Annotated in this window: 17 protein-coding genes; 5 read left to right on the top strand and 12 right to left on the bottom strand. The window is 67.5% G+C overall.

What is annotated here, in order from left to right:
• Positions 1 to 122: 122 nt before the first annotated feature.
• Positions 123 to 773 carry an amino acid-binding protein gene (locus HYG77_RS28710; RefSeq protein WP_109335189.1) on the top strand — a complete coding sequence of 217 codons (651 nt, stop codon included), beginning with the start codon at positions 123 to 125 and terminating at the stop codon, positions 771 to 773.
• A gap of 21 nt (positions 774 to 794) precedes the next feature.
• Here the strand turns inward: HYG77_RS28710 and HYG77_RS28705 are convergent, their stop codons facing one another.
• The 9 genes from HYG77_RS28705 to HYG77_RS28665 form a co-directional block, all read right to left on the bottom strand.
• Positions 795 to 1,283 carry a GNAT family N-acetyltransferase gene (locus HYG77_RS28705; RefSeq protein WP_109331063.1) on the bottom strand — a complete coding sequence of 163 codons (489 nt, stop codon included), beginning with the start codon at positions 1,281 to 1,283 and terminating at the stop codon, positions 795 to 797.
• A gap of 57 nt (positions 1,284 to 1,340) precedes the next feature.
• Positions 1,341 to 3,431, bottom strand: a complete 2,091-nt coding sequence (gene ligA / locus HYG77_RS28700; protein ID WP_109331064.1) for an NAD-dependent DNA ligase LigA — start codon at positions 3,429 to 3,431, stop codon at positions 1,341 to 1,343.
• A 41-nt stretch (positions 3,432 to 3,472) separates the two neighbouring features.
• Complete coding sequence (locus tag HYG77_RS28695; RefSeq protein ID WP_208961314.1) at positions 3,473 to 4,495, bottom strand: methionine synthase; 1,023 nt, start codon at positions 4,493 to 4,495, stop codon at positions 3,473 to 3,475.
• Positions 4,492 to 5,586: a tRNA 2-thiouridine(34) synthase MnmA gene (mnmA, locus tag HYG77_RS28690; RefSeq protein ID WP_208961313.1), complete on the bottom strand. Its 1,095-nt coding sequence runs from the start codon at positions 5,584 to 5,586 to the stop codon at positions 4,492 to 4,494. Before mnmA ends, HYG77_RS28695 begins: the two co-directional genes overlap by 4 nt.
• Positions 5,586 to 6,806 carry a cysteine desulfurase family protein gene (locus HYG77_RS28685; RefSeq protein WP_109331070.1) on the bottom strand — a complete coding sequence of 407 codons (1,221 nt, stop codon included), beginning with the start codon at positions 6,804 to 6,806 and terminating at the stop codon, positions 5,586 to 5,588. Before HYG77_RS28685 ends, mnmA begins: the two co-directional genes overlap by 1 nt.
• A gap of 17 nt (positions 6,807 to 6,823) precedes the next feature.
• On the bottom strand, positions 6,824 to 7,744 hold the full coding sequence (locus HYG77_RS28680; protein WP_208961312.1) for a lysophospholipid acyltransferase family protein: 921 nt from the start codon (positions 7,742 to 7,744) through the stop codon (positions 6,824 to 6,826).
• Entirely contained in the window at positions 7,741 to 8,574 is an 834-nt protein-coding gene (locus HYG77_RS28675; RefSeq protein WP_159926063.1) for a GNAT family N-acyltransferase, read from the bottom strand. Before HYG77_RS28675 ends, HYG77_RS28680 begins: the two co-directional genes overlap by 4 nt.
• A 134-nt stretch (positions 8,575 to 8,708) precedes the next feature.
• Complete coding sequence (locus HYG77_RS28670; RefSeq protein ID WP_109331078.1) at positions 8,709 to 9,665, bottom strand: electron transfer flavoprotein subunit alpha/FixB family protein; 957 nt, start codon at positions 9,663 to 9,665, stop codon at positions 8,709 to 8,711.
• Positions 9,666 to 9,711: 46 nt separating this feature from the next.
• Positions 9,712 to 10,512, bottom strand: coding sequence for an electron transfer flavoprotein subunit beta/FixA family protein (locus HYG77_RS28665; protein ID WP_109331080.1), 801 nt, complete (start codon positions 10,510 to 10,512; stop codon positions 9,712 to 9,714).
• 239 nt (positions 10,513 to 10,751) lie between these two features.
• On the opposite strand from HYG77_RS28665, the gene HYG77_RS28660 reads away from it, so the two are divergent.
• Genes HYG77_RS28660 through HYG77_RS28650 form a run of 3 tightly spaced genes read left to right on the top strand, consistent with a single transcriptional unit; the run spans position 10,752 to position 14,412 of the window.
• Positions 10,752 to 11,555, top strand: coding sequence for a class I SAM-dependent methyltransferase (locus HYG77_RS28660; protein WP_208961311.1), 804 nt, complete (start codon positions 10,752 to 10,754; stop codon positions 11,553 to 11,555).
• Positions 11,556 to 11,569: 14 nt separating this feature from the next.
• Entirely contained in the window at positions 11,570 to 13,171 is a 1,602-nt protein-coding gene (locus tag HYG77_RS28655; RefSeq protein WP_208963552.1) for a glycoside hydrolase family 57 protein, read from the top strand.
• Entirely contained in the window at positions 13,168 to 14,412 is a 1,245-nt protein-coding gene (locus tag HYG77_RS28650) for a glycosyltransferase family 4 protein (protein WP_208961310.1), read from the top strand. The genes HYG77_RS28655 and HYG77_RS28650 overlap by 4 nt, the downstream gene beginning before the upstream one ends.
• A 57-nt stretch (positions 14,413 to 14,469) precedes the next feature.
• Here HYG77_RS28650 and HYG77_RS28645 read toward each other — a convergent pair whose 3' ends face one another.
• Together HYG77_RS28645 and HYG77_RS28640 are read right to left on the bottom strand one after the other, a co-directional pair.
• The gene (locus HYG77_RS28645) at positions 14,470 to 14,724 is read right to left on the bottom strand and encodes a DUF3253 domain-containing protein (RefSeq protein WP_208961309.1); all 255 of its coding nucleotides are present in this window, start codon (positions 14,722 to 14,724) and stop codon (positions 14,470 to 14,472) included.
• Between the two features lie 21 nt (positions 14,725 to 14,745).
• Entirely contained in the window at positions 14,746 to 15,489 is a 744-nt protein-coding gene (locus HYG77_RS28640; RefSeq protein WP_109331088.1) for an acyltransferase, read from the bottom strand.
• Positions 15,490 to 15,628: 139 nt separating this feature from the next.
• Between HYG77_RS28640 and HYG77_RS28635 the strand changes: the two genes are divergently transcribed.
• The gene (locus HYG77_RS28635; protein ID WP_109331090.1) at positions 15,629 to 16,936 is read left to right on the top strand and encodes a PQQ-binding-like beta-propeller repeat protein; all 1,308 of its coding nucleotides are present in this window, start codon (positions 15,629 to 15,631) and stop codon (positions 16,934 to 16,936) included.
• 40 nt (positions 16,937 to 16,976) lie between these two features.
• On the opposite strand, the gene HYG77_RS28630 is transcribed toward HYG77_RS28635, so the two are convergent.
• Complete coding sequence (locus HYG77_RS28630; RefSeq protein WP_208961308.1) at positions 16,977 to 18,134, bottom strand: class I SAM-dependent methyltransferase; 1,158 nt, start codon at positions 18,132 to 18,134, stop codon at positions 16,977 to 16,979.

Genomic DNA, 18,134 nt, shown 5'->3' with positions numbered 1-18,134 from the left:
CGCGCAGCCGGTCCCCGAAGGCGGAGGGGGGACCGCATACTCGGAACCGAAAGTGCAAGGATGGTCGTGACGGGGGTCGCAGGTAGCACTCCCGCGTTTATCTCGTGGTGAAAGGGACGCACGTGTCGTATCTGCTTCGCGTCCAGCTCCCCGACCGACCAGGTAGCCTCGGCTCGCTCGCCGTCGCCCTCGGTTCGGTGGGCGCTGACATTCTGTCGCTCGACGTTGTGGAGCGGGGTGCAGGATTCGCCATCGACGACCTCGTGGTCGATGTCGAGCCGGGGTCCCTCCCCGACACCCTGATCACCGCCGCCGAGGCCCTCCCCGACGTCACCATCGATTCCATTCGTCCCTACGCCGGAATACTCGACACCCACCGCGAACTCGAGTTGATCGATCAGGTGGCCACCGCGGCGGACGACCGTCTGCAGGTTCTGGTCGACGGCGCTCCGCGGGTGCTGCGCGTCGGCTGGTCCGTGGTCGCGGACCTGGGACCGCGGGGCGCTTACCGCGTGGTCGGCAGTTCCGGAGCTCCGGAAACCCATGCCACGGACATCCCGTGGATGCCCCTCGAGAAGCCGACGGCGCTGGACGGTGAGGGTGACTGGGTACCGCGGGTGTGGCGCGATATGAACACCACCCTGGCCGCGGCCCCACTCGGCGCCACCGGCCGCGTGCTGATGCTGGGCCGGCCCGGGGGTCCGGAGTTCCGCCCTTCGGAAGTCGCGCGGCTGGGATATCTGGCCGGCATCATCGCAACCGTGCTGGGCTGAGGGCCTGACCCGCGGCCTGCCTCACACCAGTTCGCGGACCAGGACGGTCAACTCCACGCCGGGTACCGGATGCCAATTCCGTTCGGCCACAGGAACAAATCCGTTGCGGTCGTAGATGCGCCGGGCAGCTTCCATCGACGGCTGCGTCGACATCACAACGGCGCGGTCGCCCCGGTCGTAGGCGGTGTCCAGTACGTGCCGCACCAACGCCGAACCGACGCCGGAGCCGCGCGCGTCCGGCGACACCGCGAGCATGCGGAACTCGAGTTCGCCCGGCTGTGCCACATCCGCGTAGGGCGACGTCGGATCCGCGATCGTGACGGAGCCGACGACCCGGCCGTCGATGACGGCAACCCGGACATCCGCCTTCTCCACACGTCCGGCCGTATCACGCAGGCGTTCGGTGTACGGATCGTGCGCTTCGACGAATCCGCCGCCGACGTACGCGATCACCGTCAGGTCGCCGACGACCTCGTACTCGTCCGGGGTCACATCCCGTATTTCGATCATGTCCAGAACTATGGCAGTACACCTCACGGTGCCCAAAAAACGGGAGTGAGGAACCGGTCACATCTCCGAATCGGCCACAGCCTCCGGCCCACCTTCGAGCAGTCGCCGGAATCCGTCCTCGTCGAGAACAGCAACACCGAGTTCGACGGCCTTGTCATGCTTCGAGCCCGGTGATTCCCCGACCACCACATAGGCCGTCTTCTTCGACACCGAACCCGCGGCCTTGCCGCCTCGGACGAGGATGGCTTCCTTGGCCTGATCACGCGAGAACGTCTCGAGTGATCCGGTCACCACGATCGACAAGCCTTCGAGGTTGCGCGGGATCGATTCGTCACGTTCATCTTCCATGCGCACCCCGGCCGCCGCCCACTTCTCGACGATCTGCAGATGCCAGTCGACTCCGAACCATTCCGCGACCGCGGCGGCGATGGTGCCGCCCACGCCGTCAACTGCCGCCAACTCCTCGACAGAACTCTGGCGGATCCGATCGAGCGAACCGAACTCGCCGGCAAGCGCACGGGCAGCCGTGGGTCCCACATGACGAATCGACAATGCCACGAGCACCCGCCACAGCGGTTTGTCCTTCGCGGAGTCGAGGTTGTCGAGGAGCCGCCGGCCGTTGGCGGAGAGAGCCCCCGCCTTGGTTCGGAAGATCGACGTCTTCAGGAGATCGTCCTCCGTGATCGAGAACAGGTCACCCTCGTCCTCGATCGCCCCGGCCTCGAGCAGCCCCGTCGCGGCCTCGTAACCGAGCACCTCGATGTCGAACGCGCCGCGGCCCGCGACGTGGAAGACCCGCTCGCGGAGCTGCGCGGGACAGTAGCGCTGATTGGGGCAGCGGATGTCGGCATCCCCCTCCTTGGCCGGGGCCAGGAGGGTGCCGCACTCGGGGCAGTGCGTCGGCATGACGAACTCGTGCTCGTCGCCAGTACGCACGTCGACGACGGGGCCCAGAACCTCTGGGATGACGTCACCAGCCTTGCGGATCACCACGGTGTCACCGATCAGGACACCCTTGCGCTTGACCTCGGAGCCGTTGTGCAGGGTGGCGAGTGACACGGTGGAACCGGCGACGGTGACCGGTTCCATGTAGGCGAAAGGTGTAACCCGTCCCGTCCGCCCCACATTGACCCGGATGTCGAGGAGCTTGGTGGTGGCTTCCTCGGGCGGGTATTTGTACGCGATCGCCCACCGCGGGGCTCGCGAGGTGGAACCGAGCCGGCGTTGCAGCAACATCTCGTCGACCTTCACCACCAGTCCGTCGATTTCGTGCTCGACGTCGTGCCGGTGTTCGCCCCAGTACTGGACCTTCGCCACCACCGCGTCGGCGCCCACGACACGGGAGGTGTGTGAGGAGACGGGCAGACCCCACGCGGCCAGCGCCGTGTAGGCGTCGTACTGCGAGACGGGCTCGAACCCTTCGATCCGGCCGAAACCGTGACAGATCATTCCGAGACGGCGACGGGCAGTGACCGCGGGATTCTTCTGCCGCAGCGAGCCGGCTGCGGAGTTGCGGGGATTCGCGAAGGGCGCCTTGCCTTCGTCGACGAGCGCGGCGTTGAGAGCCGCGAAATCCTCGAGCCGGAAGAACACCTCGCCGCGCACCTCGAGCAAGGCGGGAACCGGGTATTCGTCTGTGCCGGTGAGTCTTTCCGGAATATCGTCGATCGTGCGTGCGTTGAGTGTGACGTCCTCGCCCGTGCGCCCGTCACCGCGAGTGGCTGCGCGCACGAGTCGGCCGTTCTCGTACACGAGGTTGAGTGCGACGCCGTCGATCTTCACCTCGCAGAGGTAGGGCAGATCGGCGCCCGCCTCCTGTTCCACCCGGCTGATCCAGGTGCGCAACTCGTCGGTGGCGAACACGTTGTCGAGACTGAGCATGCGCTCGAGGTGGTCGACGGAGGTGAAATCGGTCGCGAAGCCGCCGCCGACGAGTTGGGTCGGCGAGTCGGGGGTGCGCAGGTCCGGGTATTGGTTCTCGAGGTCGTTCAACTGTCCGAGCAGCGCATCGAACTCACCGTCGGAAATGACGGGCGCGTCGCGGACGTAGTAGCGGAACTGATGCTGCCGCACTTCCTCGGCCAGTTCGTTCCACCGCTCCCGTACGTCGCCGGGGGCGGGTGTCGGGGCTTCGGTCGATTCAGTCACGTCCGAAGATTAACCGGTCGGGCCGACAGCCAACCCGCGAGTCACAGTGATTCGGGGTCGTCGGTGAACGCACTACTCACTTCAGTGCTCAGACGCAGGGCCTCACGACTCCACTGCTCGTCTGCTCCGGCGAGCCCACATGCCGGCGTGACCGCCACCTGGGTGCGCAGTGTCGTGCGGGGAAAGCCGAGTCGGTCGATCAGCGTCACGGCCGGTGCGGCGAGGTCACGCCACGTGGTGGGGATCGACGGCGCCACGCTGGGGATCAATCCGAGAGCCAGCTCCTTCCCGGCGTCGAGCAGTTCCCCGATGCCGTCCAGATCGGCTGCTGTCAGCTGCGCCACGTCCAGGCCGACTGCTCGTGCCGTACTGCGCCGCAGCAGGTCGGTGGGTATCCCCGCGGCGCAGCAGTGCACCATCGTGACACCACCGGAGCCGGTGAGAGCCGCCTCGAGCACCGCGAGGGCCTCCGGCTCGGGCAGCGCGCGAACCGTCTCGAGACGGGTCCGGCCGGACAACGTGCCAGCCAGCACCGCAGGCAACCGCGGTTCGTCGAACTGGATCAGGACCTGCGCACCGAGACGCCGGGTTACCTCGGCGGCATGCCGGGCCACACCCTCGCCCAGCGACTCGGCGAAGTCCCGCACCGCGCCCGGATCGGTGAGGACGCGGCGGCCCGTGCCGAACTCCACTTCCGCGGCCAAGGTGAGCGGTCCGACCGCCTGCACTTTCACCACATGGTCGGCGCCGACCAGACCGGCTGTCTCCCAGGCTTCTTCGAGCGCGTCGAGGTCCTGGTTCAGCAGGTCGGTGGCCCGCTTGGCCACCGAACCTCTCCGCGAGACCACCCGGTACGCCGTCGTGGATACGTCCAGCTGCAGATCGACGAGAAGTGCGCTCGCACGGCCGATCATGTCTGCTCCGAGCCCCCGCGCGGGCAACTCCACCAGGTGGGGAAGCCTGCCCAGTTCACCGAGAACGATCGTGGCGGCTTCGCGTGCATCGGTTCCGGGCCACGAGCCGACGCCGGTGACGGCACCGGCCAGCGAAACAGTGTGTGTCACTGCGCGGTCGGACGGGAGTCGGTACCCGAGATCGTTCCACTGCCGAGGACGATGTCGCCCGCCGGATCCGTTCGGTAGAGGACCACTGCCTGACCCTTGGCCACACCGGTGAGGGGTTCGCGCAGCGAAATGGCGATGCCGCCGTCGACTGCCTCGGCCACGGCCTCGGCCAGGCCGCCGTGCGCGCGTACCTGAACCGTGCACTCGATCGGCGCGTCCGGCACCCGGCCCGACGTCCAGACGGCTCGCTCGGCGCTGATCGTGTGCACCTCGAGGTTGCGAGCAGAACCCACCCGGACGGTGCCCGTCTCCGGCTCGATCGCCGTGACGTACCGCGGCTGTCCGTCCGCTGCGGGACCCTGGACGCCGAGACCCTTGCGCTGGCCGATGGTAAAGCCATGTACGCCTTCATGTTCCGCGAGAACTTCACCCGAGTCGGCGTCGACCACACTTCCCGGGCGCACACCGATCCGCGCGCCGAGGAACGCCCTGGTGTCGCCGGAGGGGATGAAGCAGATGTCGTGGCTGTCGGGCTTGTTCGCCACGGCCAGACCCCGCTCGGCCGCCTCCGCCCGGATCTGCTCTTTCGGGGTGTCACCTACCGGGAACATCGCCCGGGACAACTGCTCGGCGGTGAGCACACCGAGAACGTAGGACTGGTCCTTGTCGGCATCGACAGCGCGCCGGAGCACCCCGTCGTGAAGCTGCGCATAGTGACCCGTGGCCACTGCGTCGAACCCGAGTGCGATGGCGCGGTCCGCCAGCGCCGCGAACTTGATCTTCTCGTTGCAGCGCAGGCAGGGGTTGGGTGTCTCACCGGCGGCGTAGGACGCCACGAAGTCGTCGATCACGTCTTCCTTGAAGCGATCGGCGAAATCCCAGACGTAGAAAGGGATTCCGAGAACGTCCGCCGCACGCCTGGCATCACCGGCGTCCTCTTTGGAGCAGCACCCCCGCGATCCGGTCCGCAAGGTTCCCGGTTCGGCGGACAACGCAAGGTGCACACCGACCACGTCATGCCCTGCAGCCACAGCCCGGGCCGCAGCGACGGCGGAGTCGACTCCGCCACTCATGGCCGCCAGTACTCGCATCAACGATTCCCTCCACGCGCTCCGACACCGGCGAGCCCCGCGGCGCGGGCTCGCTCCACTACTTGCGGCAGCGCCGCGATCAACGCTTCCACGTCTCCCGCCGTCGACGTGTGCCCCAACGAGAACCGCAGCGAACCCCGCGCGGTGGCCGGGTCCACACCCATCGCCGTCAGGACGTGACTCGGGCGAGCCACGCCCGCCGTACACGCCGATCCGGTGGAGCACTCGATTCCCGCTGCGTCGAGCAACATCAGCAGGGAATCACCCTCACAGCCGGGGAAAGTGAAATGGGCGTTGCCGGGCAGGCGTGCAGCACCGACCGGCCCGTTCGACACGGCGTCGGGAAGAATTTCCTGCACTCGGGTGATCAGCTGGTCCCGCAGGACGGTCAACTCCTCGGCGCGCGCGTCGAGGTTCGCGGTGGCGTGCCGCAATGCCGCTGCCATCCCGACGACACCGGCCGTGTCCGGGGTACCCGAACGCACGTCGCGCTCGTGACCGCCGCCGTGCAGTAACGGAACGCATGCCACCTGCCGTCCGAGCAGCAGTGCACCGACTCCCTGCGGGCCGCCCACCTTGTGCGCGGCGATACTGAGCGCGGAGAGACCGCTCGCGGTGAAATCGACGGGCAGATGGGTGACGGCCTGGACCGCGTCGCTGTGCATGGGAATTTCGAACTCCGCCGCGACCGCTGCCAGTTCGGCGATCGGCATGATCGTGCCGACCTCGTTGTTGGCCCACATGATCGTGACCAGTGCGGTTTCGTCGGCATGGCGGGCTAATTCGTCGCGCAGCACGTGCGGGGACACCCGACCGCGTTCGTCGACCGGAAGCCACGAAACCTGGGCGCCTTCGTGCTGCTCGAGCCACTCCACCGCGTCGAGGACGGCATGATGCTCGACGGAACTCGTGATGATCCGCACCCGGGCGGGATCGGCGTCGCGGCGGGCCCAGAAGATGCCTTTGACCGCCAGGTTGTCACTTTCTGTTCCGCCGGAGGTGAAGATCACCTCGGACGGACGGGCCCCGAGGTCGGCCGCGATCGATTCGCGCGCCTCCTCGATACGCCGACGGGCGGCACGCCCCGAGCCGTGCAGCGAGGACGCATTGCCCACGGTCGAGAAGACGTCGGTCATCGCCTGGACGGCCGCGGGCACCATGGGAGTGGTAGCTGCGTGGTCCAGGTAGACAGGGCTGTCGGCACTGCGGGCAGAGGTCATGACCCGACCAGGATAACTCAGGCGATCAGGCGCTCTTCCGTCTCGATCCGGGTATCGGCCCGCTGGGCGGGCTCCCGCGTCGGATCGAGGATGTCGTGCGCTGCGAGATCGATGGGCTCGGAACCCCGCACGGCGCGCTCACAGCGGGCGGCAAGATCTCGGCGCGACTCTCCCGGGTACTCGATCGGCGCCAGCCGGACTTCGGCGACGACGCCTTTGTGCCGAATGATTCGCCGAATCGACCCGCCGATGGTCTCCTCACCCACGAAGCACGGCCCGGTGGTCAATTCTCCCCCGCGCATCGTGTACCGCAGGGACACCGGCTGCACCGGGCACTCCGCGTCGATCGCCGCCTGGAACAGCGCCGGGCGGAAACCTCCGTACGCGCGCCCGCACCACGTCGTCCCCTCCGGGAAGGCGGCCACCCTTTCGCCGTCCCGCAGTCGTGTCGCTGTTGCGGCCACGGTGCCCGGCAGCGCCCGCAGGTCGTGCCGGTCGATCGGGACGATCCGCATCCGCCGCGCGAGCGACCCCAGGATCGGCCAGTCGAGAAGGTCTCCCCGCGCAACGAAGCTCGCCGGGTGAAGAGCACTGAGAACCAGGACGTCGGTCCAGGAGACGTGACCCGCCACCACCAGGATGCCACCCTCGTGCCGCCGCTTCCCGCGGTGATCGACCACCTCGAGCCGCAGGCCCACACACCGCAGCAGCATTGCCGCGTACCGGCGTTGAAGACCGGTCCGCCACGTCTGTGGCATCACGCACCCGGCCGTCAGCAGCGGCGCGGTCACCAGGGCGGAGGCTACGAGGAACCAACGGATCGCGACGACAAGAGCCGAGACTCCCGGCGCCTCCGGGGGCAGGCATCCGCTGCCGCACGGACTCGACGGCATCCAGGCGTGGACGGGAACCGGCGTCTCGCTCGAGGTGGTGCTCATGCCTGGGTCCCGGTTTCGAGGTACGCCGATGCCGAACGCAGCCGTTCGAGGTAACGCTCGTTCGCGTGATGCAGTCCCTGCAGCGCGACGAAGTCGGCGACACCGAATTCCGGGTCGTGCGCCGGCTCCCCGCACACCTTCGCGCCCAGACGGAGGTACCCCCGCAGCAACGGGGGCAGCGAAGGCCGGGCAGGTGGCTCGATCTCGTCGAGGGATCGGCCGGCCACGCGGACCGGGTTGCGGGGAACGACCCGGGCCGCAGGGTCGTTGCCGTGCTTGCTCAGGAGCAGATCTCGCACGCCGCGCACGTTGGAGCCGGCCGGGACATCGGGATGCTCCTGCATGGGCACGGACACGCAGCCCATCACCCAGTCGTAGCCGGTCAGCTGCAGGTAGTGGAGAATTCCGGACCACATCAGGCTCAGTACCGAGCCGGAACGGTGGTCGGGGTCGACGCACGCCCTGCCCATCTCCACGATCCGATTGCCTCGCGGGTCCAGGGCCGAGATGTCGAACTCGGTGGCCGTGTAATAGCCACCGGCCTGCGCGGCGGCATCCGGCGGAAGCATGCGGTAGCAGCCGACGAATTCGCCGGTGGCCTCGTGGCGGACGAGTAGATGGTCACAGAATTCGTCGAATCGGTCGGCCTCGAGCCCAGTGGTGGTGGCGGGAACCGAGAAACCCGGCTCCGCGGCGAACACGCGGTAACGCAGCCGCTGGGCCGCCACCCGATGCTCGCGGTCGGAGGAGACTACGAGGGAGTACCGGGGTGGAACTACAACGGTATCGGCGGTGTCACTCGCTGCGCGAAGAACAGACGAAGTTGTCATGGCGCAGGTTTACCGAGCAGGGGCGGCGGCGGGGCATCGACGAGGTGTCGTGTCGATGCAGTCGGGGTGAACGGTATAGATACGACAGCGGCCCCGCTCCCTCGAGGGGAACGGGGCCGCCGACAAGGCGATTTCTAGCCCTTGTGGGTCTTGACAGCCTCGGTGAGCTGCGGAGCCACGTTGAACAGGTCGCCGACGATGCCGAAGTCGGCGATCTCGAAGATCGGCGCTTCCTCGTCCTTGTTCACGGCGACGATGGTCTTCGAGGTCTGCATACCTGCGCGGTGCTGGATGGCACCGGAGATGCCGAGCGCGATGTACAGCTGCGGGGAGACCGTCTTGCCGGTCTGACCGACCTGGAACTGGCCCGGGTAGTAGCCGGAGTCCACGGCGGCACGCGAGGCGCCCACCGCGGCGCCGAGCGAATCGGCGAGCTCCTCGACGACGGAGAACTTGTCCGCGCTGCCGACGCCACGGCCACCGGAGACGACGACGGTCGCCTCGGTGAGCTCGGGCCGGTCGCCGCCGACGATCGGATCACGCGAGGTGATCTTGACGACGCCCTCGTCCTGCGCGGGAACCTCGACCTCGACCTTTTCGCCCGCGCCTGCCTCCGGCTTCGCCTCGATGGCACCCGGACGCACCGAGATGACCGGGACGTCACCGTTGGCCTTCGCTTCGACGGTGAACGCGCCACCGAAGATGGAGTGCACAGCGCTGCCGTCGGACTTCACGTCGACGACGTCGCAGAGCAGGCCGGACCCGATGCGGGCGGCGAGACGTCCGGAGACCTCTTTGCCTTCGATGCTCGCGGCGGTGATGACCGCGGCCGGGGCAGCGGACTCGACGAGCGACGCGAGGACGTCGACCTTCGGGGTCACCAGATAGCCCTCGATGTCATCCGACTCGGCGACATAGATCTTGGCTGCGCCCGCAGCCGCGAGTGCGTCGGCGAGCTTGTCCGCGGTACCGGCGGGACCGGTGACCACTGCGGCCGGCTCACCGAGCGCGCGAGCGGCCGTGATCAGTTCGGTGCTGACCTTCTTCAGTGCACCCTCTGCGTGCTCGACGAGCACCAGTACTTCTGCCATGTCTAACTCTCCCTGTATATGTCTGCTGGTCTGTGGAGGGCGCGGATCAGATGATCTTCTGGCCGACGAGGTATGCGGCGATCTTGCTGCCGCCGTCGCCCTCGTCGACGATGCGCTCACCAGCGGTACGCGGGGGCTTGGGCGTCGAGGCGGTGACGGTGGTGCCCGCGTTCGCGACACCGACGGTCTCCGGGTCCACCCCGAGGTCGGCCAGGGTGTAGGTGATGACTTCCTTCTTCTTCGCGGCCATGATGCCCTTGAAGGAGGGGAAACGGGGCTCGTTGATCTTCTCGGTGACGCTCACGATGGCAGGCAGGTTCGCCTCGAGGCCGAACACACCCTCGTCGGTCTCCCGCTCACCGGTCGCGACACCGTCGGCAACCGTGAGCTTGCGCAGCTGCGTGAGCTGCGGGATGCCCAGGTATTCGGCGATGATCGCGGGAATCGCGCCCATCCGGCCGTCGGTGGCCTCGTTGCCGGCGATGATCAGGTCGGCGGGCTCGTCGTTCTCGAACGTGATCTGTCCGAGAGCGGCCGCAAGCGTCCACGCCGTCTGGATCGCGTCGGAACCGTGGAGTGCGGGGTCATTGATGTGCACAGCCTTGTCGGCACCCATGGACAGGGCCTTGCGGATGGCGTCGGTGGCGCGGTCCGGACCTGCGGACAACACGGTCACCTCGCCGCCCTGCGCTTCCTTGATGAGAAGCGCCTCTTCGACGGCCCGCTCGTTGATCTCGTCGAGCACGGCGTCGGCGGCCTCGCGGTCAAGCGTGTAGTCACCGTCGGTCAGCTTGCGCTCGGACCATGTGTCGGGGACCTGCTTGATCAAAACAACGATGTTCGTCATGGGTCTTCGTCGACCTCCTGTGTGTACTTGCCTGGTTATCGCGAGTTGCTCCGCATGAGCGGAGCTCTCGTCTTCGTATGTCCTCGCACAATTGCTCTGCGACAGATTACCTCACGCTAAGTTACCCGCTGGTAACTTGCGTGAAAGCCTCGTTCACCATAAGCCTGAACATCACTTTCGGTGCTGTGATGTGGACCACCTGGACGAGCGACCTCGTCGGTGGCACTAATCTCGCACCGGTGAGCGAATCATTTGTCGGCGACCGCGAGAACGCACCGCTGCCCGCAACCGGAGACGAGCAACTGCCCCTCACGGGCGAGCGGACCGTGCCCGGCATCCCCGAGGAGAACTACTGGTTCCGGCGTCACGAGGTGGTCTACCGCGACCTCCTGCCCCGCTGCGCCGGCCGGACCGTCCTCGAAGCAGGATCGGGAGAAGGCTACGGCGCCAACATGATTGCCGACGTGGCGAAGCGCGTCACCGGGCTCGACTACGACATTTCCGCAGTCGAACACGTTCGGGCCCGGTACCCCCGGGTCGAGATGTTGCACGGCAACCTGGCCGAGCTTCCCCTCGACGATGCCTCGGTGGACGCCGTCGTCAATTTTCAGGTAATCGAACATCTCTGGGATCAAGCGCAGTTTCTGCGGGAGTGCTTCCGCGTGTTGACGCCGGGCGGCGAACTTCTCGTCAGCACCCCCAACCGAATTACGTTCTCGCCCGGTCGGGACACACCGCTCAACCCTTTCCACACCCGTGAACTCGACGCCACCGAGTTGACCGAGCTGCTCGAGGAAGCGGGGTTCACGGTGTCGCTGATGACCGGCGTCCACCACGGTGAACGGCTGAAGGCCCTCGACGCCAAGCACGGTGGTTCGTTCATCGGCGCCCAGATCGACCGGGCCCTCGCGGGCGAACCCTGGCCACCGGAACTCACCCGTGACGTCGAGGGCATCACGGTCGACGACTTCGTCTTGCGCGAGGGCAACATCGACGACAGCCTCGACCTCGTAGCCGTCGCGGTGAAGGATCCCGTGCAGTGACCGATTCCACACGAATGGGGGGCGTGGGAAGCGGGACGCGCCCGCCCGACCACACGGAGCCGGGCATGTTCTGCCTGGTTCTGCACTCGCACCTGCCCTGGCTCGCCCATCACGGCCGCTGGCCCGTCGGAGAGGAGTGGCTGTACCAGTCGTGGGCCGCGTCGTACCTTCCCCTCACGGCCATGTTGCGGCGACTGTCCGACGAAGGCCGCTCCCACCTCCTGACTCTGGGGATCACCCCGGTCCTCGCCGCACAACTCGATGATCCGCACTGCCTGTCGGGCATGCATCACTGGCTGGGGAATTGGCAGATCCGAGCTCACGAAGCTGCCGGAATGCCCGATGCCGCACACCGCGATCTCGGCGCCCGGGAGCACCGCGCCTCCGCCGATGCCCTCACCGATTTCGAACTGCGGTGGCGGCACGGCGGCTCGCCCGTCCTACGCGATCTTCTCGATCGGGAAGCCTTCGAGCTTCTCGGCGGCCCCCTCGCGCACCCGTTCCAGCCGCTGCTCGAGCCACGACTGCGCGAATTCTCCTTGAGGGAAGGACTCGCCGACGCGAAGAACAGGTGGAACACCACACCCACGGGCATCTGGGGTCCCGAATGCGCCTACACCCCGGGCATGGAGATCGGCTACGCCGAGGCGGGGGTCACCCACTTCATGGTCGACGGTCCCGCCCTGCGCGGGGACACCTCCCTCGGCCGGCCGGTCCGAGACTCCGACGTGGTCGCGTTCGGCCGCGACCTGCAGGTCAGTTACCGGGTGTGGTCGCCGAAGTCGGGTTACCCCGGCCATGGCGCCTACCGGGACTTCCACACCTACGACCATGCCACCGGACTGAAGCCCGCCCGGGTCACCGGCCGCACGGTGGACTCGGCGGACAAGGCGCCGTACGACCCGGAACTGGCGTCCGCCGCCGTCGACCGGCACGTCGCCGACTTCGTTTCCACGGTCCGCAGGCGACTGCGCGGAGAGGCCGAGCGAATCGGGCGCCCAGCGGTCGTCGTTGCGGCCTTCGATACCGAGTTGTTCGGGCACTGGTGGCACGAAGGGCCCGAGTGGCTCGAGAAGGTGCTGCGCGCTCTCCCCGAGGCGGGAATCCGGGTCGGCACCCTCGAGGACGCCCGCACCCAGGGATACGTCGGTGCGCCGGTCCCCCTGGAGAACTCGTCGTGGGGGTCCGGCAAGGACTGGCGGGTGTGGGCGGGCGAGAAGGTGTCCGATCTGGTGGCACTCAACTCGGAGGTGGTCGCGGCCGCACTGGACACGGTCGACAAAGCCCGTAGCCTCGGTTCTGCACCCGGAAGACCCGAACTCCGCAACCGCGTCAACGATCAGATTCTGCGAGAGGCACTCATGACGGTGTCGAGCGACTGGGCATTCATGGTCAGCAAGGACTCTGCGGCGGAGTATGCGCGCGACCGGGCACACAAGCACGCGCACGCGATGCGCGAGATCGCGGCCGCGGTGGCTGCGGGCAACGACGCGTCGGCGGCGCGCCTCGCGGCCGGATGGAACGCGGCCGACGGCCTGTTCCCCTGTCTGGACGCCCGGCGCCTGCCTGCCCGTTCCGCAGCATCGGCGGTCGGCGTCTCGGGAGTGGCCTCGTGAAGATCCTCATCGTGTCGTGGGAGTACCCGCCGGTGGTCGTGGGCGGCCTCGGCCGCCACGTGCACCACCTCGCGACCGCTCTTGCCGCCGCCGGCCACGAGGTGGTGGTGCTGTCGCGGCGGCCGTCGGGAACCGATGCGTCCACGCACCCCGCCGTCACCCACATCGAAGAAGGCGTACTCGTCGTCGCCGTCGCCGAGGATCCGCCGCATTTCGTGTTCGGCGAGGACATGCTGGCGTGGACACTTGCGATGGGGCATGCCATGGTGCGGGCCGGCGTCGCCCTGCACAAGCCGGGTGTCGGAGAAGGCTGGCAGCCCGACGTGGTGCATGCCCACGACTGGCTGGTGGCACATCCGGCCATCGCACTCGCCGAATTCTACGATGTGCCTTTGGTATCCACGTTGCACGCCACCGAAGCCGGCCGCCACAGCGGCTGGGTGTCGGGCCGCATCAACCGTCAGGTGCATTCGGTCGAATGGTGGCTGGCCAACGACTCCGATGCGCTGATCACCTGCTCGGCATCGATGCAGGACGAGGTGACCACCCTGTACGGTCCTCAGCTCCCGCCGATCACTGTGATACGCAACGGGATCGACGTGACCACGTGGAATTTCCGTCGGCGCGCGCCGCGATCGGGTCCACCCAAACTGTTGTTCGTCGGCCGCCTCGAGTACGAGAAGGGGGTGCAGGATGCGATCGCCGCGCTTCCCCGTATCCGCCGGAGTCACCCGGGGACCACGCTGTCGATCGCGGGTGAGGGCACCCAGTTCACCTGGCTCTATCAGCAGGCCCGCACTCACCGCGTTGCCCGTGCCGTCAACTTCCTCGGCAATCTCGACCACTCCGAACTGCTGAGCTGGCTCCACGGCGCCGATGCGATCGTGCTGCCCAGCCGTTACGAGCCGTTCGGCATCATCGCGCTCGAGGCTGCCGCCTCCGGAACTCCGCTGGTGACGTCTACTGCCGGTGGTCTCGGCGAGGCGGTCGTAGACGGAGTGACCGGCATGTCCTTCCTCCCCGGCGATGTCACGGGACTCACCTCCGCGGTTCGGGAGGTCCTCGACGATCCCGCGGCGGCGCAGCAACGAGCAGTGGCCGCCCGCGACCGCCTCACCGCGGATTTCGACTGGCACACAGTGGCCGAGGACACGGCACACGTTTACGCCGGTGCCAAACGCCGCGTGCGACATCCCTTGGCGCGCCCGGTTATTCCCGAGCGCCCCCTACCCGGACGCTGAGTCGCGAGGGCGAATGTACCGCCGGACGCCTCCAGCGCGCCGAACGGTACATTCGCCTCACTCACGGACACGGCGAATCCGGATCGGACCGCGCACCGAGTCCGGATCCACCACCGCACCCCTCTGGGTGATCTCGACTTCACCTGCCGCGACAAGGCGTCGGGCGGCCTGCCGCACCGGCTCCATGAGAGGTCGCCACTCGTCGGGGGCGATCGCGCGGGCCACGTCCGACGGGCAGATACTCGAATCCGCCGCCCGCGCATACAGCAGCTCGCGGATACGATCCTCGAGTTCGCGGTCCGAGACGCCCATGGGTCGACTATGCCACCCGGCTCAGCCCTCCCGGGCGGCCTTCTTGCGGGCAATGTCCTCGAGTGCGGCGATGTACTTGGCCCGCTCCTCGGCGCCGGCCTCCCACTCGGCCCTGCGATTCTTCACGGCCTTCGCGGGCGATCCCACTGCGATGCTGAAATCAGGGATGTCGCCCTTGACGACGGCGTGGGCGCCGAGCACGCAACCGCGTCCCACCCGGGTGTTGCGGAGCACCGTGACCTTCGCGGCCACCCAGGTATCGGGACCGATGCGTACCGGGCCCTTCACAATGCCCTGATCCTTGATGGGCACGTTGATGTCGTCCATGCGGTGATCGAAGTCGGTGATGTAGCACCAGTCGGCGACGAGCGTGGACGCTCCGATCTCGATGTCGAGGTACGTGTTGACCACATTGTCCTTGCCGAACACCACCTTGTCGCCGATGCGCAGCGACCCCTCGTGGCACCGGATCGCGTTGCCGTCACCGATGTGGACCCAGCGACCGATTTCGAGGCGGGACAGATCCGGAGTCGAGTGGATCTCCACGCGCTTGCCGAGGAACACCATGCCCCGCAGGATCACGTGCGGGTTGGCGAGCTTGAACTTGGCCAGCCGGTAGTACCGCACCAGGTACCACGGGGTGTACGCCTTGTTCGCCAGCACCCAGCGCAGCGAGTCGAGGGTCAGGAAGCGGGCCTGCTCGCTGTCCTTCCGCCGGGATCCCTTCCACCTCGTACGCAACGGTGCGCCCCACATGCTCGTCATAGCCCGTCAGCCTACGTTCACCCGCCGGAGCCGTGCGCGGGTGTGTCCGGACACCGACACCGTTCGGGGTGTGCCGATCGTGCGTGCCTCGGCGGGATAGTCTCTGGGCCGAGCGTTTGTCGAAAACTGAGGAGATGTAATGCGGCGGGTCCTACGTTCGTCAGTACTGGCGCTGGCGACGATCTCGGCTGTCGTCCTCAGCGGCTGCGGGGGCGGGGCGCACGTCGACGACATCTTCTCCGCGGGCGGGTGGCCGGGGATGCATGCGGACGCCCGCAACAGTGACACCAGTCCGGTGACAGGGTCGCGCGACATCTCACTCGCGTGGTCGCGGCCCCTCGGTGGGCCGGTGGCGAACTACGCATCCGTGGCGGCAAGCGGCCAGATCTTCCTCACCGCTCGCACCGAGAAGGGGTGCAATCTCTTCTCCTTCCAGATGGAGAGCGGCCGCAAACGCTGGTGCCGCCAGCTTGCCCCCGGAGTCGTGGCGTCCACCCCGGTGGTCGACGGCGCCGCCAATGTCTACGTGGGCGAGAACGGGGCCATGAACTCGTTCAACGAACACGGCCAGTTACGTTGGCGCACACCGGTGGTCGGAACCCCGCTGTCGGCACAGTTCACAGGCGACGGCAACCTCCTGTTCATCACCCAGCTCGGGCAGATCAGCGTGCTCGATCCGCAGACCGGGCAGAAAGTGGTGGCGTCGTACGACCTCATCCCGCCGCCGTCCGTCGCCGACGGCGCGAACGTGGACATCCTTCCCGACGACAAGGGCCTCAGCGGCTGCTTCTTCGGCTCCCCCGACTGCCCGGTGGCCAACATGCCGGCCATCGACCTGGCGTCCGGCACGTTCTACTTCACGTTCTATGCGCCCGGCGCGACCGAGGCCGACCTCGTCGCGATGAAATACTCCGGCGGCGACAATCCCACGATCAGCCAGGAATGGTCCAGCGACACCCTGCCGGGGGGCAGCGCATCGAGCCCCGATCTGTCGGCTGACGGTTCCGTCGTCTACATCAACGACAACTGGGGCACGGTGTGGGCGATCGACGCTGCGACCGGTGATCCGAAGTGGAGTTACGACATCGGGTACGCCGCAGCAGGTAGCCCGTCGACGTCCGCGGACGGTCTGATCATTCCCGCGGGCGGACTCGACGGCCACCTCCTCGCACTGCAGGACAAGGGCGACCACGCCGAACTCGTTTGGGAGCGCAAGGATCTACGGCATTTGGGAGTCCCCGCCCAGACGGCCGGATCCACCGGCTACTCGGTGGTCCGCGAGGGTGTCGACGGACTGGCGGTGCTCACGTTCGACACCTCCACCGGCGAAACGCTCGATCAGGACACCCTGCCGGGGGCGAAGGGATTCACCGTCGGCACGTCCATCGGCCCTGAGGGTGAGGTCCTCACTCCGACTCTGCTCGGGGAGCTGTTCGTCCTCCGCTGACCCCGTGAGTACTTATTAACGTCCGGCGGTTAATAAGTACTCACGGGCGCGAAGCGCAGATGAAGGCGACGCCCGATCGGCCGATCCGCGTGATCACCACACTGAGTGAGCGGCTTCCGCGGAGCTTCAACTTGGGACGCAGCACGGCCGGATCGACGTCGACGCCGCGCACGAGGATCTCCGCCGCACCGCAGTCGTGGCGGGCGAGCTCCTGCCGCAGCGACTTCTCCGAATATTTCACCTGCTCGAGTATTCGAAAGCCCCGCACGCCCGCGGGAACCGAATCGCCCGTGAGATAAGCGATCCGAGGATCGAGCTGCCACAGTCCGTGCCGGGCGGCGTAGTGCCGCACCAAACCCGCCCGGACAACAGCCCCGTCAGGATCGACGATCCACTCCCCCGGCGCGCGTTCGGGGATGTCGTCGTCCTCGGCGTCCGTCACCGTCCACACCGCGCCTCCGGAGTCGAGGACGCTTGCCCGGCGAGTGACTCCGGCGCCCGACAGTCCGGCCGACCACAGGCACGCCTCACGGACGCCACCGTCGAGGGACACGACCTCGACCTCGCCTTCCCAGTCGAGCCGATCGAAAGCGAGGCCGGGAGCGCATTTCACCGCGAGATCACGGCCTCGGTACGCGTCGATGAGGTCGGGTAGTGGCGGCTCGAGAGCAGCGGGATCATGTGTGCGCCTGCCACCCGACCGCCGCGCCGGATCTGCGAGCACGACGGTGTCGCGGGTACACGGCACCAATGCGTCTGCGCGCACGATCGCCGCAGCGGGCACATTGTGCCGGGCCATGCGCAGCCGGACGGGATCGATGTCGCTGCCGACCACCGTATCGGCCGTCCCGATGACAGCAGCGAGTTCCGCACCGATCGAGCAGGTCACGTCGTGAACGTTCCGCTCTGCCAGGCGCCTCGCGCGGTGGGCTGCCACGGCACGCGGAGTCGCCTGTTGCAGTGCATCATCGGTGAAGAGCCAGTGCTCGCTGCCGGGCAACTTGGCCGAGGCCTTGCGCCGCAACAGCACCGTCTCCACCAGCATGGCTACCCGAGAGCCGAAACGCGAACGCGCCCGGCCGATATCGGCCAGGTGCGTCGACGTGGTCAACGCAAGTTCGTCTACCTCGGCGAGAGCTGCTGCGCCTGCAGCACTCTGCAGGAACTCCACGTCTTCGGGAGTGAACGCATAGCCCAA

This window comes from Rhodococcus sp. ZPP, from assembly GCF_017656075.1.
Taxonomy (GTDB): domain Bacteria; phylum Actinomycetota; class Actinomycetes; order Mycobacteriales; family Mycobacteriaceae; genus Rhodococcus_F; species Rhodococcus_F oxybenzonivorans.
The sequence above is the reverse complement of the archived record's forward strand: the minus strand, read 5'-3'. Positions and strand labels throughout refer to the sequence as shown.

Excerpts from the sequence above, each read along its gene's own strand:
- HYG77_RS28645 (WP_208961309.1), bottom strand. The coding sequence starts at position 14,724 with ATGGGCGTCTCGGACCGCGAACTCGAGGATCGTATCCGCGAGCTGCTG.
- HYG77_RS28640 (WP_109331088.1), bottom strand. The coding sequence starts at position 15,489 with ATGACGAGCATGTGGGGCGCACCGTTGCGTACGAGGTGGAAGGGATCC.
- mnmA (WP_208961313.1), bottom strand. The coding sequence starts at position 5,586 with ATGCGAGTACTGGCGGCCATGAGTGGCGGAGTCGACTCCGCCGTCGCT.
- HYG77_RS28675 (WP_159926063.1), bottom strand. The coding sequence starts at position 8,574 with ATGACAACTTCGTCTGTTCTTCGCGCAGCGAGTGACACCGCCGATACC.
- HYG77_RS28635 (WP_109331090.1), top strand. The coding sequence starts at position 15,629 with ATGCGGCGGGTCCTACGTTCGTCAGTACTGGCGCTGGCGACGATCTCG.
- HYG77_RS28655 (WP_208963552.1), top strand. The coding sequence starts at position 11,570 with ATGGGGGGCGTGGGAAGCGGGACGCGCCCGCCCGACCACACGGAGCCG.
- HYG77_RS28685 (WP_109331070.1), bottom strand. The coding sequence starts at position 6,806 with ATGACCTCTGCCCGCAGTGCCGACAGCCCTGTCTACCTGGACCACGCA.
- HYG77_RS28670 (WP_109331078.1), bottom strand. The coding sequence starts at position 9,665 with ATGGCAGAAGTACTGGTGCTCGTCGAGCACGCAGAGGGTGCACTGAAG.
- HYG77_RS28665 (WP_109331080.1), bottom strand. The coding sequence starts at position 10,512 with ATGACGAACATCGTTGTTTTGATCAAGCAGGTCCCCGACACATGGTCC.
- HYG77_RS28680 (WP_208961312.1), bottom strand. The coding sequence starts at position 7,744 with ATGAGCACCACCTCGAGCGAGACGCCGGTTCCCGTCCACGCCTGGATG.
- HYG77_RS28705 (WP_109331063.1), bottom strand. The coding sequence starts at position 1,283 with ATGATCGAAATACGGGATGTGACCCCGGACGAGTACGAGGTCGTCGGC.